This window comes from Xanthomonas euroxanthea, assembly GCF_900476395.1.
In the GTDB taxonomy this organism is placed as follows: Bacteria; Pseudomonadota; Gammaproteobacteria; order Xanthomonadales; family Xanthomonadaceae; genus Xanthomonas; species Xanthomonas euroxanthea.
Genome location: NZ_UIHB01000002.1, coordinates 119,171 through 134,536 on the forward strand (window position 1 = coordinate 119,171; position 15,366 = coordinate 134,536).

16 protein-coding genes are annotated in these 15,366 nt (G+C 67.1%); 10 read left to right on the forward strand and 6 right to left on the reverse strand.

Annotated elements, in window-relative coordinates:
• Window positions 1-146 precede the first annotated feature (146 nt).
• The 3 genes from CPBF1521_RS07590 (at window position 147) to CPBF1521_RS07600 (ending at window position 2,061) form a co-directional block, all read left to right on the forward strand.
• On the forward strand, window positions 147-572 hold the full coding sequence (locus CPBF1521_RS07590) for a hypothetical protein (protein ID WP_181901153.1): 426 nt from the start codon (window positions 147-149) through the stop codon (window positions 570-572).
• 28 nt (window positions 573-600) lie between these two features.
• Entirely contained in the window at window positions 601-1,236 is a 636-nt protein-coding gene (locus tag CPBF1521_RS07595) for a glutathione S-transferase family protein (protein ID WP_115676624.1), read from the forward strand.
• A 186-nt stretch (window positions 1,237-1,422) separates the two neighbouring features.
• Window positions 1,423-2,061 (forward strand): carbonic anhydrase, encoded by a 639-nt coding sequence (locus CPBF1521_RS07600; RefSeq protein WP_181116164.1) that lies wholly within the window; start codon window positions 1,423-1,425, stop codon window positions 2,059-2,061.
• A gap of 165 nt (window positions 2,062-2,226) precedes the next feature.
• On the opposite strand, the gene CPBF1521_RS07605 is transcribed toward CPBF1521_RS07600, so the two are convergent.
• Both CPBF1521_RS07605 and CPBF1521_RS07610 read right to left on the reverse strand, forming a co-directional pair.
• Entirely contained in the window at window positions 2,227-3,360 is a 1,134-nt protein-coding gene (locus CPBF1521_RS07605; RefSeq protein ID WP_115676625.1) for a phospholipase A, read from the reverse strand.
• 207 nt (window positions 3,361-3,567) lie between these two features.
• A complete protein-coding gene (locus CPBF1521_RS07610) occupies window positions 3,568-4,053 on the reverse strand; it encodes a DUF456 domain-containing protein (protein WP_115676626.1) in 486 nt (161 codons plus the stop codon).
• Window positions 4,054-4,280: 227 nt separating this feature from the next.
• On the opposite strand from CPBF1521_RS07610, the gene CPBF1521_RS07615 reads away from it, so the two are divergent.
• The gene (locus CPBF1521_RS07615; protein WP_003483561.1) at window positions 4,281-4,496 is read left to right on the forward strand and encodes a cold-shock protein; all 216 of its coding nucleotides are present in this window, start codon (window positions 4,281-4,283) and stop codon (window positions 4,494-4,496) included.
• A gap of 223 nt (window positions 4,497-4,719) precedes the next feature.
• Here the strand turns inward: CPBF1521_RS07615 and CPBF1521_RS07620 are convergent, their stop codons facing one another.
• Window positions 4,720-5,202 carry a glycine zipper 2TM domain-containing protein gene (locus tag CPBF1521_RS07620; protein WP_104583358.1) on the reverse strand — a complete coding sequence of 161 codons (483 nt, stop codon included), beginning with the start codon at window positions 5,200-5,202 and terminating at the stop codon, window positions 4,720-4,722.
• 165 nt (window positions 5,203-5,367) lie between these two features.
• On the reverse strand, window positions 5,368-5,796 hold the full coding sequence (locus CPBF1521_RS07625; protein ID WP_115676627.1) for a hypothetical protein: 429 nt from the start codon (window positions 5,794-5,796) through the stop codon (window positions 5,368-5,370).
• A 74-nt stretch (window positions 5,797-5,870) separates the two neighbouring features.
• Between CPBF1521_RS07625 and CPBF1521_RS07630 the strand changes: the two genes are divergently transcribed.
• Window positions 5,871-6,701: a tRNA threonylcarbamoyladenosine dehydratase gene (locus tag CPBF1521_RS07630; RefSeq protein ID WP_104570554.1), complete on the forward strand. Its 831-nt coding sequence runs from the start codon at window positions 5,871-5,873 to the stop codon at window positions 6,699-6,701.
• 40 nt (window positions 6,702-6,741) lie between these two features.
• Here CPBF1521_RS07630 and CPBF1521_RS07635 read toward each other — a convergent pair whose 3' ends face one another.
• The gene (locus CPBF1521_RS07635; protein ID WP_115676628.1) at window positions 6,742-7,509 is read right to left on the reverse strand and encodes a TatD family hydrolase; all 768 of its coding nucleotides are present in this window, start codon (window positions 7,507-7,509) and stop codon (window positions 6,742-6,744) included.
• Entirely contained in the window at window positions 7,509-7,724 is a 216-nt protein-coding gene (locus tag CPBF1521_RS07640; RefSeq protein WP_115676629.1) for a DUF6116 family protein, read from the reverse strand. Before CPBF1521_RS07640 ends, CPBF1521_RS07635 begins: the two co-directional genes overlap by 1 nt.
• A gap of 145 nt (window positions 7,725-7,869) precedes the next feature.
• On the opposite strand from CPBF1521_RS07640, the gene CPBF1521_RS07645 reads away from it, so the two are divergent.
• From CPBF1521_RS07645 to asnB, 5 genes are all read left to right on the forward strand, one after another.
• Window positions 7,870-8,661, forward strand: coding sequence for a glycine zipper 2TM domain-containing protein (locus CPBF1521_RS07645; protein ID WP_006451921.1), 792 nt, complete (start codon window positions 7,870-7,872; stop codon window positions 8,659-8,661).
• A gap of 159 nt (window positions 8,662-8,820) precedes the next feature.
• Complete coding sequence (locus tag CPBF1521_RS07650) at window positions 8,821-9,996, forward strand: acyl-CoA dehydrogenase family protein (protein ID WP_181901154.1); 1,176 nt, start codon at window positions 8,821-8,823, stop codon at window positions 9,994-9,996.
• 58 nt (window positions 9,997-10,054) lie between these two features.
• Window positions 10,055-12,625: a DUF3857 domain-containing protein gene (locus CPBF1521_RS07655; RefSeq protein ID WP_115677061.1), complete on the forward strand. Its 2,571-nt coding sequence runs from the start codon at window positions 10,055-10,057 to the stop codon at window positions 12,623-12,625.
• Between the two features lie 124 nt (window positions 12,626-12,749).
• On the forward strand, window positions 12,750-13,394 hold the full coding sequence (locus CPBF1521_RS07660; protein WP_164739663.1) for a glutathione S-transferase family protein: 645 nt from the start codon (window positions 12,750-12,752) through the stop codon (window positions 13,392-13,394).
• Between the two features lie 31 nt (window positions 13,395-13,425).
• Complete coding sequence (gene asnB, locus CPBF1521_RS07665; RefSeq protein ID WP_104648376.1) at window positions 13,426-15,366, forward strand: asparagine synthase (glutamine-hydrolyzing); 1,941 nt, start codon at window positions 13,426-13,428, stop codon at window positions 15,364-15,366.

The following is a 15,366-nucleotide window of genomic DNA, read 5'->3' on the forward strand; positions in this document are numbered from 1 at the left end:
TGGGCGCTGCGCGTGCCTGCTGTTCGCACGCGGTGCCTGGGTCCTGGAAAAAACGCCTGCATGCGTGTCTCACGTCGGTGGCGGACGGCCCGGCAGGAACGGGCTATGCTCGGGGCCTACATGCCGGCACCCTCAGGAGAACAGGAATGCTCCGTCTCATCTGCCTTGCCGTCCTGGTGTGCGCCAGCCTGCCGCTGGCAGCGCAACAAAGGACCCCGCCCACCGTGCTGTTTCCGTCCGGCAACTATGCGCCGCACCCCACCGCGCCAGTACCGTTTGCCGAGAAAAAGCCGCTCAAGCCCAGCGACACCGCAACGCGCTTCGACGGCCCCTCGGCGATGGAGCGCTGCCTTGCGCAGTGCAACCGCCGCGCCGCGCAGTGCGCCGCCGACCGGCCCAGCGAAAGCAGCTGCCGCATGGCGGTGGCACCACGCGGAAAGAGCTGCGACGCCACCCAGAATCCGGCGCAGCGGGCCAATTGCATGGCCCAGGTGTTCGATTGCACCCAGCAGAGCGATGTCAATCGCTGTGAACCGCACAAGCTCGCCTGCTTGCGTTCCTGTACCAACTAGTCCTGCACCAACTAACGAGGGAGTCTGCATGACCACGACGCTGTACCACGCCCCGAGCACTGCCGCACTGGTCGTGCATTGGCTGCTGATCGAACTCGATGTGCCGCACATGCTGCATCCGCTGGATTTCGAGCGCGCCGAGCAGAAATCCCCCGCGTATCTCGCACTCAACCCGGCCGGCGTGGTGCCGACGCTGGTGCTGGATGGGCAGGTGCTGACCGAAGCGGCGGCCATCGTGCTGCACCTGGCCGACCTGCATCCGCAGGCTGGCTTGGCACCGCCGCCGGGGACGCCGGCACGGGCGGCGTACTACCGGTGGATGTTCTTCTGCGCCAACACCTTGCAGCCGGCCTACCGGGCCTGGTTCTATCCGGACGAGCCGGCCGGCGCCGCGCATGCCGATGCCGTGCAGGCCCAGGCACGCGCCAGGCTCGAAGCGGCCTGGGCCCAGGTCGACGCGCACCTGCAGGCCAATGGTCCGTATCTGCTGGGCCAGACCCTGTCCGCGGCCGATTTCATGCTGACCATGCTGATGCGTTGGTCGCGCAACATGCCCCGGCCCAGCGACACCTGGCCGGCCCTGCAGGCGCATGCGCAGCGAATGAAAGTCCGCCCGGCATTTCAGGAAACCTATCGCCGCGAGGGTCTGACGGACTGGACCTGAACCCGGGGGCGCGGGTTGCGAAATCGTGTCGACATAAGCCCGCGCCGGGCCATGGTGCCGCGCCTGGCCCGGTGTACGATCGCGAGACAACCAGAGAGCAGGGGCTCGTCCATGTCGCATTCCGCATCCCGTCGAAAACTGCTGCAATGCGCCTGTTGTGCGCCGATTGCCGCCGCCGCCGCGTCACTGCCGTTTGCCGCGGGCGCGGCGCCGTCGAAGAAGACCGATCTCAATGCCGAGCAGGCCTTGCAGATCCTGCGTGACGGCAATGCCGCGTTCGTGGAAAACCGCCCCAAAAAGGTCATTTCCGACAGCAAGCGCCGTCTGGAACTGGCGCTGGGGCAGACCCCGTTCGTGATCCTGGTGTCGTGCTCGGATTCGCGGGTACCCCCGGAGTTGCTGTTCGGGCGTGGCCTGGGCGAGATGTTCATCGTCCGCAATGCCGGCAATACCGTCGACACCACCGCGTTGGGATCGATCGAATACGCGGTCAGCCAGCTCGGCGTGCCGCTGGTGGTGGTGATGGGCCACGAAAGCTGTGGCGCGGTCGCTGCGGCGGTGTCGGTGGTGGAGCAGAACGCCTTCTTCCCCGGTGCGATCGGCGCGATGATCGAGCCCATCGTCCCGGCCGTGCTGACCGCCAAGAGCAAGGGCGGCGACGACCTGCTGGCGGCCTCGGTCAAGGCCAACGTCAAGCGCACCGTGGACCGCCTGCGGGGCGCGTCCGAACCGGCGCTGCTCGAACCGCTGCGTGCAGGCAATGTCCGCGTGGTCGGTGCGTACTACACCTTGAAAGATGGCAAGGTCGATTTCTTCGACGTCTGATCGCCGCCAACACCGCGTCATCCAGCAAAGCCGTTTCATGGACATGGCGCAGGGTGGTCTGCTGCGCTGTTGTCTACCCGCAATCGCATAAGTAAAAAGCCGGCATGCGCGCATGCCGGCTTTTCAATGAGGCTGGACGTTGCTCACTGCAGCAACGCGACCTGTTTAGAACCACTCCAGCAACGACACGCCCAGGCCGATGTAGGTGGCCTTGTGGTTGTAGTCGATCAGGCTTTCGCCGTAGCCGTCGAACACCTGCACGTGACCGCGCAGCAGGTTGGTGATCGGGAAGCCGTAATCCAGCTGCACCGAGCCGTGCGAGCGGTCGCCGCCGCGCAGCGAATGCCGCGCGATCAACGCCACTTCGTGCCCGTCCTTGTTGTAGACCAGCGTGGCATCGCCACGGCCCATGTAATCCTCGATATCGGGATTGTTGTCATCGGCACGGTCTTCCTTGATGCGGAACCACGGGCGCAACGTCAGCGCCCAGTTCTCGCGATCCAGGCCGATGTTGAGGATGACCCGGTTCCAGGAGCGCGACAGCGGATCTTCGCGGCCATTGGACATGTGGTTGATGCTGATGCCGCTCATGCGGCCCTTCCAGCCGAACAGGCTGTAGTTGTTGCGGAACACCAGCATCGCTTCCGGCTCGTAATTGGTTTCGCGGAACGGGCGCGAGGCATCGCTGTTGTAGGCCTGCCAGCGCGAGCTCTGGGTGTAGCCCATCCAGATGTCGCCGTTGTCGCCGAACAGATCTTCGACCACCTTGGTCTTGAAGCTGAGCTGGAACTTCAGTTCGGTACTGTCCAGTTGCTGCGGGGTGGACACCGAGTTGGCCGGATTCGGCGACTGCGGGGTGCGGTTGGAATCGCTTGTCCAGAACGCCGGCAACAGGTAGACCGGCTTGTAACCGCGCAGCTGGAAGGTGCCCAGCTTGGAATCCTTGGCCAGCTCCCAGCGGCGATCCAGCAACGAGCCGCGGCCGGCATTGGCAACTGCCTCCGCCTTGGGCTGGTCCTGGCCATCGGCGCGGAAGAAATCGCCAACGCGGCTGATGGCGCGCTCATCCTGCGGCTTGGACTCCTTCTGCTTGGCGATCTGCGCGGCGGCGTCGGCCTCGGCGGTCAATTGCGGCGTGTAGCCCAGCGCCTGGTCGTAACAGGCCAGCCGCGCCGCATCCGAGGTGACGGAGGTGCAGGCCTGCGGCGAAGCCGGAGTGGGGGCGATTTCCTGGGCGTGCGCCAGCGGCGCGGCCGCCAGGGCGATCAGCATCAGGGGACGGGTGCGGTGCTTGGACATGGGCAGTCTGGCCGAAGAAGGCGCCAGGCAGGCGCGTCAGATGCGAAGCTTAACGGTCGCGCCTGCATACGCGATGTGTACACGGTGGCATAACATCCTGGCGATGCTGCAATTGAAGGAGGTCGGCAGCCGACGAACGCTTGCGCCGTCCTCGTCAGGACGAGCCTGCACGCAAACAAGTGCTCGTTGTCGGGCCGTCGCGAGCCGCTAGAAGAACCAGGCGATGGCGAACACGCCCAGCATGCACAGGCCGAGCGCCAGCTTGGTCGCGGTGCCGAACACGATGCCCAGCCAGGTGCCGATGCCGACCTTGGTGGCCTGGTCGGACTTGCGGGTCTGCCAGTATTCGCCGAGCCACGCGCCGGCGAACGGGCCGACGAACAGGCCGATCGGCATGAAGAAGATGCCGGCGACCGAGCCGATCACCGATCCCCACAATGCCGCCTTGCTGGCACCCACCCGCTGGGCGCCGTACACCGTGGCGAGGAAGTCGATCGCAAACGACAACGCGGTCATCAGGCCCAGGATCACCAGCGCCACCCAGCCGACATGGGCGAAGCCATCGGCCCAGGCGGCCACCAGCAGTCCTGCGAACACCAGCGGCAGGCCCGGGAGCGCTGGCAGGACGACCCCGGCAAGGCCGATCAGTACCAGCACGCCAGCCAGGATGTAGTAGACGACGGTCGTATCCATGAGGTTCAAAAATGTCCTGTTTCAGGCTTGACAAAATTGTGCAAGGCCTGCTTGAAAATTCGTTTTGTGCGGGTTAAGTTGCCAGCGCTGCTGTTTGCAACGGTCACCGTGAATCGTGGCCTGATGCGGTAGATCGTTCGATCCGCTACATCCTTGTACCTCGCTTCCTCCTTGCAATCACAGCCACCACCGTCAGTCCATCACAGTGTCGTAGGGAGTCAGTCGAGATGTCCAATATCGAACGCGAGAATGGTGTCGTGAAGTGGTTCAACGATGCCAAGGGCTTTGGCTTCATCAGTCGCGAAAACGGCGAGGACGTCTTCGTCCATTTCCGTGCGATCCAGATCCAGGGCTTCAAAAGCCTCAAGGAAGGCCAGAAGGTCAGCTTCACCGTCGTGCAGGGACAGAAGGGCCTGCAGGCCGACGCGGTGCAGGTGGTCTGAGCGAGGCGCGACACGCCAGGCCATCGTGCAGACAGCAGAAAGGCCCGTTGCCGGGCCTTTCTGTCGTCTCGCCGACGCTGGCGAATCGAATGTAGCGAGCAGTTGTCAGGCAGGTGCGGAGCAATCGCATTGCACGCGTGGTCCATGCCGGTTCCGGCGGCCAACCGCGCCCACCTGACGATGAGCGCCGTCGTTGTGCTGGCGCTCCGGCTGCCTGCGTCGATCAGCGCAGCACGACCTTGCCGTTGACCACACGCACATAGGCGTTTTCGCGCACGCCGGCCAGATCGCGCTGGTTCACCACGATGACGCGGCCATCGTCCATGCGCACCTGCACATCGAAGCTCTCGCTGGTGACGTTGTTCTGGATCGCATTGCCCGCCACCGCGCCGGCGGCGGCACCGGCCACGGCCGAGACGTTCTTGTTGCCCTTGCTGCCACCGGTCTCCTTGGAGATCTGGCGCCCGGCCACCGCGCCGACGATGCCGCCGAGCACCGCGCCGGTGCCGGTGGGAGCGCTGCGGGTTGGGCCGACTTCATCGATGCGGGTCACGATGCCGCAATCCACACAGCGTGCCTGCGGCTGCGAGTAGCCCTGGTCATAGCCGCGGTCGCCGCGGTAGCTGCCGTACTGGGGCTGGGAGGTGGCGCAGCCAACCAGCGTCGCGGTTGCAGCCAGGCCAATGACGAGCAGTCGGGTCTTCATGAGGTCTCTCCGGGGTGGTTCGAAAAAGCGGTCAGGGCCGCGGCGACGTCATCCTGTGTTGGTCCGGGTGAACGGTCTGCCAACTGCATCACTCCAGGCTTAACGAAACCCGAGCGTCCTGTTCACCACCGCGGCAATGCGTAGCGCCTGGGCGCGCGCTGGCGGTCAGCGGAAGTCGCGATGACAGGCCTCGCAGGCGTCATTGATCTGTGGCCTGACTGCGGCAAGCGCGGCGCAATCGGCTGGCGGCGTGCGCTGTGCCTGGTCCAGGACGGTGCGCAGGGCGCTGGCATGCTCGCCGAAGCGGCGGTCCTCGCCGATGTCTGGAAAGGCCGGCTCCAGTTCGTCGGCAAGCAGGCGCAACGATTGCAGTCGCGCTCGCTGCCTTGTGAGATTGCAGCCACCATCGGTATCGGGTTGCAGGCCGCGCAGCTGGTAAGCCATCACCTGCATCAGGCTGTCCGGCACCGGGTTGCGCCTGGCCTGCAGCGCGCGCGCCACCATCACCGTGCATACCAGCCCGATCAGGATGCCCAGCACCAGCAGGAAGGCATAGCGGGACGCGCGCGATTGTTCGGTGGGCGGGGCGGGCATGGACGGAACTCCGGTGGACGCGGACATCAGTATGTCGATGGGCGCGCGTTGAGCGGCGCGCGTAAAATAGGCCGATGAAAGCACAATGGCGTGAACGCTTTGCCGGTATCGACCGGCTGTACGGAGTCGGCACGGTGGAGCGGCTGGCCGCCTGCCGCGTGGCGGTGGTGGGGATGGGCGGCGTGGGCTCGTGGGTGGTCGAGGCGCTGGCGCGTACCGGCGTCGGCCATATCCGCCTGATCGATGCCGACGACCTGTGCGTGTCCAACACCAACCGGCAGCTGCCGGCGCTGGCCGGGCAGTACGGACGCAACAAGGCGCGCGCAATGGCCGAACGCTGCGTGGCGATCAACCCGGAAATCGACGCCGACGCGGTGGAGTCGTTCCTCACCGCCGGCAATATCGAACAGCTGCTCGGCGATGCGTTCGACCTGGTGATCGATGCCTGCGACAGCTTCCGGGTGAAGGTGGAAACCATCGCCTGGTGCCGCCGACGCAAGTTGCCCTTGCTGACGGTGGGCGCCGCCGGCGGACGCACCGATCCCACCCTGGTGCGGGTACGCGATGTCTCGCGCACCGAACACGACGCGATGCTGGCGCTGATCCGCAAGAAGCTGCGCAGCGAGTTCAACTTCCCCAAGAATCCGCAGCGCTATTTCGGCGTGCCGGCGGTGTACTCGCTGGAGAACGTCAAATACCCGCAGGCCGATGGCAGCGTCTGCGGCATCCGCCCGCAGCTGGATGCCGACGCCACGCTCAAGCTGGATTGCGGAGCCGGGCTGGGCGCAGCCACGCATATCACCGGCACCTTTGCGTTTGTCGCGGTGGGTAAGGCGCTGGAGATGTTGCTCAAGCCGAAGGTGGCTGCTGCCAGGCCTGTTGCCGAGGCTGCCTCGGCGGGGTGAGTGCGCGCGTTGCCGTGTCATGCGGCAACGGGCAGTGCAATCAGGCCGGCAACCCGAACAACCGCCGTGCGTTGGCGGTGGTCTGCGCGGCGATGTGCTCGGCCGCCTCGCCGCGTAGCTGTGCGATGCAGTCCAGCACCGTGCGCAGGTAGGCCGGCTCGTTGCGTTGGCCGCGGATGCTGGCGTCGGGCTGATCCGGCGCATCGGTTTCCAGCAGCAGCCACTCCAGCGGCATCGTTGCAACCAGGCCGCGCAGGCGATTGGCGCGCGGGTAGGTCACCGGGCCGCCCAGGCCGATCATGAAATCCAGCTTCCACAATTGCTGCGCCTGTTCGGGGCTGCCGGCAAAGCTGTGCACCACACCACGCAGGCCGCCCACGGCCTTGATGCGGGCGATGACCTCTTCGGTGGCGCGCCGCGCATGCACGATCAGCGGCAGCTCGAAGCGCTTGGCCAGCTGCAGTTGCCCGTCGAAATAATCGCGCTGCGTCTGCGCGTCCAGCCCGTCCAGATAGAAGTCCAGCCCGCACTCGCCGATGGCGCAGGGCCGCTCGCGCTCGATCCATTCGGCCAGCAGTTCCAGATGATCGGGACGGTGCTGCTCGAGAAAGATCGGGTGCAGCCCGTAGGCCGGGTGCAAGCCGGGGGCCTGGGTGCAGACGCTGCGCAGCTGCGGCCAGCTGGCGGCGGTGACCGCCGGGATCACCTGCTGCACGACACCGGCCGCCTGCGCGCGCGCGATCACCGCGGCGCGGTCGTGCTCGAACTCGCCGGCATCCAGGTGGCAATGGCTATCGACCAGCTGCATCAATCGCGGCGCACCGGCGCGGGCAGCGGCGCCTTGCGCGTCTTCCAGTTGGCCAGCAGCAGCGAGGTCAGGCCGAACAGCAGCTCGTCCAGGAACGGGATCGGATCCGGGAGCGCCAGGTCGACCAGAAACAGCGCCGCAGCCAGCTTGAACAAGGTGGGGTAGCGCAGCTTGCTGGCCCACTCCAGGGCGCGCGAGGTGATGGGGTTGCGCATGCGAATGCTCCGGCTGTTAGAAGCGCATGAAGTAACCGCTAGCTGAACTTAACTGCGGCGTTCATGAGCGAGGGCGTTTTTGTTCAGGGTTCACGTGCTGGAATCACGCCGTCAACAACGCGGCGTGTCCGCACGGAGCTGGATCATGAAGAGCAATACGACAACTATACTGGTCGCTGCTGGTGCGTTGCTGGTCGGAGGCGTGGCCACTGCTGCCTTTATGAACAATCGCCCGTCATCCGGCGATTTCGTCGCCAACGGCGAGCCGGCACCGCGTGGTCTGGAATACGCCGACGTGGTCAAGGTGGCACCGATCACCGAGCGCGAGCCGCAGTACGCACAGGTCGTCAACAGTGCGGCCATCCGCGAAACCACCACCAGCTCCTCGCCGCGTGAAGTCTGCCGCGACGTGGTGGTGCAGGAACGTCTGCCCGAGCGCGATGGCAATGTCGGCGGCACCGTCGCCGGTGCGGTGATCGGCGGCCTGCTCGGCAACCAGGTCGGCGGCGGCAACGGCCGCAAGCTGGCCACGGTGGCCGGCGCGGTCGGTGGCGGCATGGTCGGTAACCGTGTGGACCGTAACCATGTCGGTGGCCGCGTGGTGGACCGCACCGAGCGCCAGTGCCATACCGAAAACGCCAATTCGCAGTCCTCGCGCGTGGTGGGCTACGACGTGACCTACCGCAATGCCGACGGCACCACCGGCACCATGCGCATGGACAGCAAGCCGGGCGAGCGCATCTCGCTGGGCGATGCCGACAACGTGGTGGCCTACGACGTGACCTACCGTTACGACGGTTTCGAAAAGACCGTACGCATGAACGACAAGCCGGCCAGCGACCGCCTGCCGGTGGTCGACGGTCAGCTGGTGACCCAGACCGCCTCGACGGCCGGTGACCGCGGCGTCCGTGTGGATGCGGGCAGCACGCGCCAGTAAATCGCTGGCAGCCACCCACCCGGGATCGCTGCAGTAGCAAGAAAGGAGCCGGCATTGCCGGCTCTTTTCGTTTCCAGGCGCCAACGGTGCATCCCGTGCGCTGCACTGGCGCCGCCATGTCCGGCCGGCAACTGGCTGATAATCGTTGCTTCTCCTGCAGTGGAAGCCGACATGCCGGTACGCCCCGATGACCTGTTCGATGTACGCGCGTTGCTGACCGATGAAGAGCGGGCAGTGCAGGATGCGGTGGCGCGCTTCACCGACACGCGGGTGCTGCCGGCGATCGGCGACGCCTTCGATGCAGGGCGCTTCCCGCGCGAATGGGTGCCGGAACTGGCGGAGCTCGGCCTGCTGGGCGCCAGCCTGCCGGTACGCGATGGCGGCGCGGGCCTGGGCGCGGTGGCGTACGGATTGATCTGCCAGGAACTGGAGCGCGGCGACAGCGGCCTGCGCAGTTTCGTCAGCGTGCAGTCCTCGCTGTGCATGTACCCGATCCATGCCTACGGTAGCGACGAACAGCGCCAGCGCTGGCTACCGGAGATGGCAGCGGGGCGTCTGATCGGCTGTTTCGGGTTGAGCGAAGCCCAGGGTGGCTCGGACCCGGCCGCGATGACCACGCGCGCGGTACGGCAGGGCGATGGCTGGCGCTTGAACGGGTCCAAGATGTGGATCACCAACGGCAGCATCGCCGGCATTGCGATCATCTGGGCGCATACCGATGACGGGGTGTGCGGCTTTCTGGTGGAGACCGGCTGCGCCGGCTTCCGTGCGCAGGACATCGGGCACAAGATGAGCCTGCGCGCGTCGGTGACCTCGGGCCTGTTCCTGGACGATGTCTATGTGCCCGAGCAAATGCGGTTGCCGAACGCGGCCGGTCTGAAGGCGCCGTTGAATTGCCTCAATCAGGCGCGCTACGGCATTGCCTGGGGTGCGATCGGTGCGGCGGTGGCCTGCCTGCGCGAGGCGCTGGCCTACAGCGGGCAGCGCATCCTGTTCGGCCGGCCACTGGCGGCCACGCAGAGCGCGCAGATCAAGCTGGCCGACATGGCCCGGCGGATTTCCACTGCGCAGCTGCTGGCGCTGCAGCTCGGACGCCTGAAGGAAGCCGGCCAGCTGCGGCCCGAACAGATCTCGCTGGCAAAATGGAATAATTGCCGCATGGCCCTGGACGTAGCGCGCGAGTGCCGCGATCTGCTCGGCGCGGCCGGCATCACCACCGAGCATGTGGCGATCCGGCATGCGCTGAACCTGGAATCGGTGATCACCTACGAGGGCACCGAGACCGTGCATCAGTTGGTGGTCGGGCGTGCGTTGACGGGACTCAATGCGTTTTGACGAGGAGTGGGTGTTGATCGACAAGGATGGAAGGCGGCGCCTGCGTGGCGTGTCCTGGATGCTCTGCGTGCTGGCGGTGGTTGCGAGCGCGATCGCACCGGCACAGGCCAGCGAGGCGCCGCGCATGGCGCCACCACCGGCCTGGGTCATCGCCGATGCGGTGCCCGACAAGGTGCCCGGTGCCAGCGGGTTGCGCTATGAGCTGGTCTCCGATCAGGTCGATCTGACCGGCGCCGCGCCGCAGGCGTATCGCCGCCTCAGTTACACCGTGCAGCGTGCGAAAAGTCTGGACGAAGCCGGACAGATCTCCATCGATTACCAGCCGCAGTACCAGCAGCTGGCGCTCAACAGCCTGGAGGTCTGGCGCGACGGCAGGCGCATCGACATGCGCACACAGGCGCACTACGCCCGGTTGCGCCGCGAAAGCGGACTGGAAGAGGGCCTGATCGATGGCGCGCTGACGCTGTCGATCACCTTGCCGGACCTGCGCGTGGGCGACCGGGTCGACTATGGGGTGACCATCACTGGCAGCAATCCGGTGTTCGGCAAGGGTTATTACGACGTGTTCGATGCGCGCTACGGCGTATCGCTGGGCGAGCGCCGGGTGCGCGTGCGGTATCCCGCCGGGATGGGATTGCAGTGGCGGGTGAGCGCGCCAGGCTTCAGCCGCAACGTCAGCCGCGCCGGCGACGTGGCGACGCTGGACATTGCAGCGCACGACCTGCCCGCGGTGCAGGAGGAAAAAGACACCCCGGAGGATGTCGATCCGTATGGCCTGATCGAAGTGTCCACGGCCGGCAATTGGGAAACGGTGGCGGCGTGGGCAGCGCAGCTGTATCCGCGCGCGTTCAAGGACGCACGCGCGGCCGAGGGCATGGTGCAGAGCCTGCAGCTGCGTAGCGACGACCCGCAGGGCGCACTGCTGCGTGCAGTGGCCTTCGTGCAGGGCGAAATCCGCTACGTCGGCCTGGACATGGGTGAGAACTCGCACGCGCCGCATACGCCGGAGGTGACGCTGCGCAACCGCTATGGCGACTGCAAGGACAAGGCCACGCTGCTGATTGCGCTGCTGCAGCTGGCCGGCATCCGCGCCGAGCCGGTGCTGGTCAGCAGCGACAAGGGCCAGGGACTGGATCTGCGCTTGCCCAGTCCGTATGCGTTCGATCATGTGGTGGTACGCGCGCACCTGCCGCAGGGCGAGGTATGGGTGGATGCCACGCGCGATCGCGAAGAGGGCCCGCTTGCGCAACGGCTGCCGTTGCCGTTCGTGCGTGGCCTGCCGGTGATGGCCGGCCAGCGCGACCTGGTGGCGGTGCCATCGCCGATGCCGACGCTGCCGCTGATCGAGGTGGAGGAGGAGATCGCGGTGTCGCTGCGCAAGCCGCAGCGCGTGGCGACCTTCAGCGTGGACACGACGTACCGGCAGGGGCGCGGCGAACGTGTGGCGACCAGTTTCGACGACAACGGCGCGCAGGCGGTCGGCGAACACTATCTGGAATTCATGCAGCAGTACTACACCGCGCTGACCCAGGTCGGCGTGCCGACCATCGACGCGACCGATCGACTGAACGTACGCACGCACGAGGCCTATCGCCTGGAGTGGCCGGCCGACGAGGGCGACGAAGTCGGCTTCCCGCTGTTCCAGCTCGGTGAATGGATGGACACCTTGCCCGCCGCGGCGCGCAAGAGCCCGCTGGCACTGGACGGCCCGCGGCTGGCGCGGCAGACCGTGCGGGTGCGGGTCGATCCGGCGGTGCAGGTGGAGGCCGATACGCAGGTGGTCGCCAACCCCTGGTTCCGCTTCTCGCGCACGGTCTCCATGCACCAGGGACGCATCGTCATCGTCGGCGAGTGGCAGCGCCTGTCCGACCGCATCCCCGCCAGCGGCGTGAAGCGTGCGGCCGCCGACATGGAGCGTGCCCGCGACCTGCTGTACTTCAATCACGATCTCAAGCCGCATCCGCGCAGACAGCCGCTGGAGATGCACGTCTTCGTCTATCCGCTGGCCGGGCTGCTGGCGCTGGTCGTGCTGGTGCTGGCATGCCTGGCCTGGTGGCGCGGCGGTGGCCTGGGCGGGATGCTGTTCGATCCGCACACCGTTGCGCAGCGCTTGCACGCGCAGCCCGGTGCGCGCTGGAGCGCGTGGTGTGTATTCGGCATGGTCGTCGTGCTCTCGAGCTGGATGTGGGTGCATCCGCGGCTGCTGTGGGTGCACGCCATCGCCGTGGTGATCATGCTGGCCATCGCGCTGGTGGGCTGCGTGCTGCTGCAGCGGATGCTGCGCTGGATGGGCGGTGTCGCACAGGTCGGTGCGTTGCTGCCGGCGCTGCTGGGCAGCGCATTGCCATGGCTGGTCTGCCTGCTGGCGGCGCTGGCCGCGCTCGGCGGCGATAGGGTGCTGTTCGGCACCGGCGTGCATGATCCAGCCAGGCTGGCGCAGCTGGCCATGGCGGTGCTGCTGATGCTGCTGGGCGGGCTGTGGTGGTCGATCGCGGCGGTCCAGGCGGTCGCCGGTGCGACCGGCGGTACACGGGCGCGTGCCTTTGGTGCGCTGGCATTGACGTTGTCGGTGCTGGGCATGCTGATTGCCGTGCTGGGGGTGCCGGTGGCGCTGGTGGCGATGCGCTGAGGCGCGCCGCCCGCGGCGCACGTAACCGCGGCCACGCCTTGCGGCAGAATCGGCGCAGGGCTTTGCAAAGACTCGCGGGGCTGTGACACTGCCAGCCCCTCGTTGCTGCCGCGGAGCCAGCCTGATGTCGAGCGTGCGTCCCCCGTTGACCGTCCATGGCATGTCCAGTTCCGGCAACTGCTACAAGGTGCGCCTGCTGCTGGAGCAACTGGGCAGCCGCTATCACTGGGTCGAGGTCGACAGCGTCGCCGGCGAAACCCGCACGCCTGCGTATCTGGCCATCAATCCCAATGGCAAGGTGCCGATGGTGGAACGCGACGACGGCCGCGTGCTGGTCGAATCCAACGCAATCCTGTTCTGGCTGGCCGAAGGCACCCCATATCTGCCCACCGACGCGTGGCAGCGTGCGCAGGCCCTGAGCTGGATGTTCTTCGAGCAGTACAGCCATGAGCCGTATGTGGCGGTGGCGCGTTTCATCAGCCTGTGGACGCCGCGCGATGCCGCGCGCCGCGCCGAATTGCCGCAGCTGCGCGCACGCGGCGAGCAGGCGTTGGCGGTGATGGAACAGCATCTGCAGCAGCACCGCTGGTTCACCGGCAGCGACTACGGCATCGCCGACATCGCGCTGTTTGCCTACACCCATTGCGCCGAGGACGGCGGCTTCGATCTGGAGCGCTGGCCGGCGATCGGTGCCTGGCTGCAGCGTGTGCAGGCAGTACCTGGTTTCATCGCAATGCCGGCACCGGCACCCGGCGCGGTGACGGCATGAGTGGCATGCGCTGCCGGCAGGAGCACTGACGATGTGTGGATTGGCTGGACTGCTGCTGGCCTCGCCACGCATGCATGGCGAACAACTCGACGCCCTGGTGCGGCCGATGGGGGCCGCCTTGCGTCATCGCGGCCCCGACGATGCCGGCACCTGGTGCGATGCGCAGGCCGGCGTGGCGCTTGCGCATCAACGCCTGAGCATCCTGGATCTGTCGCCGCTCGGCCATCAGCCGATGCGCTCGGCCGATGGCCGTTATGTGCTGGCCTACAACGGCGAGATCTACAACTTCGCGCAGTTGCGCGCGGCCCTGTCCGCGCTCGGGCACCGTTTCCGTGGTCATTCCGATACCGAAGTGCTGTTGGCGGCGGTGGTGGAGTGGGGGCTGGACGACACCCTGACCCGCTGCAACGGCATGTTCGCGCTGGCGCTGTGGGACGAGCGCGACAACTGCCTGTCTCTGGCCCGCGACCGCGTCGGCAAGAAGCCGCTGTACTACGGCTGGGCCGGCGACACGCTGGTGTTCGGTTCCGAACTCAAGGCGCTGTGGCAGCACCCGGAGTTCGATAACGGCGTCGATCGCAATGCGCTGACCCTGCTGCTGCGGCTGGGCTACATCCCGGCGCCGGCCTGCATCCACGAGCGGACCTTCAAGTTGATGCCCGGGCGCGTGCTGCGGCTGGACGCGCAGATGGTGGCGGCCGGCGCGGCGGCGCATCGGCCGGACCAGGCGCAGCAGCCGTTCTGGAACGCGCGCGAAGCGATGCAGCGCGCACTGGCGGCGCCGTTCACCGGCAGCGATGTGCAGGCCGAGGAACAGCTCGATGCGGTGCTGCGCGATGCGGTGGCGCTGCGCATGGTGGCCGACGTGCCGGTGGGCGTGTTCCTGTCCGGCGGCACCGATTCGTCGATCGTCACCGCGATGATGCAGGCGCAGAGCACCCAGCCGGTGCACACCTTCAGCATCGGCTTCGAAGGCTCGCATCACGACGAGGCGCCGCTGGCGCGCGAGGTGGCCACGCATCTGCACACCGACCACACCGAGCTGTACGTCAGCGGCGCCGATGCGCTGGCGGTGGTGCCGACCCTGCCGGACATGTTCGACGAGCCTTTCGCCGATGCCTCGCAGGTGCCGACCGCGCTGGTCGCACGGCTGGCGCGTGGCGGGGTGACGGTGGCGCTGTCCGGCGATGGTGGCGACGAGTTGTTCTTCGGCTACGGCCGTTACCAGCGTGCGCTGCGCAACTGGCGCATGCATGGGCTGGTGCCGGGGCCGCTACGGCGGCTGATGGCGCTGGCGGCACGCCGCAACGGCGAGTCCTCGCGCACCGGTGGCCTGGCCGCGCTGGTGGCCGAGGCGGGCGCACGCGGCATCGGCGACATCTACCGCAACCGCATTTCGCGCTGGCGCGATCCGGCCGCGGTGGTGCTGGGCGCGACCGAGCCCGACAGTTTCTACAGCCTGGCCGACCCGCTGCACGGCTCCGGTACCCCGGCCGACGCGATGATGCTGGCCGACTTTGCCGCCTATCTGCCTGACGACCTGCTGTGCAAGGTGGACCGCACCACCATGGCGGTGGGGCTGGAAGCGCGCGCGCCGTTGCTGGACTGGCGCGTGGCCGAGTTCGCCTGGTCGCTGCCGCTGTCGCTGAAGTACCGCGACGGGGTGAGCAAGTACCTGCTCAAGCGCGTGCTGTGCCGCTATCTGCCCGAGCCGATGGTCTACCGCGGCAAGCGCGGCTTCGGCGCGCCGGTGAGCGCCTGGCTGCGCGGGGATCTGCATGGCTGGGCCGACGATCTGCTGGCGCACGCCACGCTGGAGCGCGACGGCGTGTTCGCCGCCGACACCGTGGCCGGGCTATGGCGCGACTTCAATGGCGGCGAGCGCAAATGGCATACCCATCTGTGGACGGTGCTGATGTTTCAGGCCTGGCAGGCGCACTGGCGCACGCAACGCGCCGCAATCGGCCGCTGA

Bases quoted from the DNA above. Each gene is read 5' to 3' on its own strand.
- CPBF1521_RS07635 (WP_115676628.1), bottom strand. From the start codon at position 7,509: ATGCAGCTGGTCGATAGCCATTGCCACCTGGATGCCGGCGAGTTCGAG.
- CPBF1521_RS07640 (WP_115676629.1), bottom strand. From the start codon at position 7,724: ATGCGCAACCCCATCACCTCGCGCGCCCTGGAGTGGGCCAGCAAGCTG.
- CPBF1521_RS07615 (WP_003483561.1), top strand. From the start codon at position 4,281: ATGTCCAATATCGAACGCGAGAATGGTGTCGTGAAGTGGTTCAACGAT.
- CPBF1521_RS07630 (WP_104570554.1), top strand. From the start codon at position 5,871: ATGAAAGCACAATGGCGTGAACGCTTTGCCGGTATCGACCGGCTGTAC.
- asnB (WP_104648376.1), top strand. From the start codon at position 13,426: ATGTGTGGATTGGCTGGACTGCTGCTGGCCTCGCCACGCATGCATGGC.
- CPBF1521_RS07605 (WP_115676625.1), bottom strand. From the start codon at position 3,360: ATGTCCAAGCACCGCACCCGTCCCCTGATGCTGATCGCCCTGGCGGCC.
- CPBF1521_RS07595 (WP_115676624.1), top strand. From the start codon at position 601: ATGACCACGACGCTGTACCACGCCCCGAGCACTGCCGCACTGGTCGTG.
- CPBF1521_RS07660 (WP_164739663.1), top strand. From the start codon at position 12,750: ATGTCGAGCGTGCGTCCCCCGTTGACCGTCCATGGCATGTCCAGTTCC.
- CPBF1521_RS07655 (WP_115677061.1), top strand. From the start codon at position 10,055: ATGCTCTGCGTGCTGGCGGTGGTTGCGAGCGCGATCGCACCGGCACAG.
- CPBF1521_RS07645 (WP_006451921.1), top strand. From the start codon at position 7,870: ATGAAGAGCAATACGACAACTATACTGGTCGCTGCTGGTGCGTTGCTG.
- CPBF1521_RS07625 (WP_115676627.1), bottom strand. From the start codon at position 5,796: ATGCCCGCCCCGCCCACCGAACAATCGCGCGCGTCCCGCTATGCCTTC.
- CPBF1521_RS07610 (WP_115676626.1), bottom strand. From the start codon at position 4,053: ATGGATACGACCGTCGTCTACTACATCCTGGCTGGCGTGCTGGTACTG.
- CPBF1521_RS07590 (WP_181901153.1), top strand. From the start codon at position 147: ATGCTCCGTCTCATCTGCCTTGCCGTCCTGGTGTGCGCCAGCCTGCCG.
- CPBF1521_RS07620 (WP_104583358.1), bottom strand. From the start codon at position 5,202: ATGAAGACCCGACTGCTCGTCATTGGCCTGGCTGCAACCGCGACGCTG.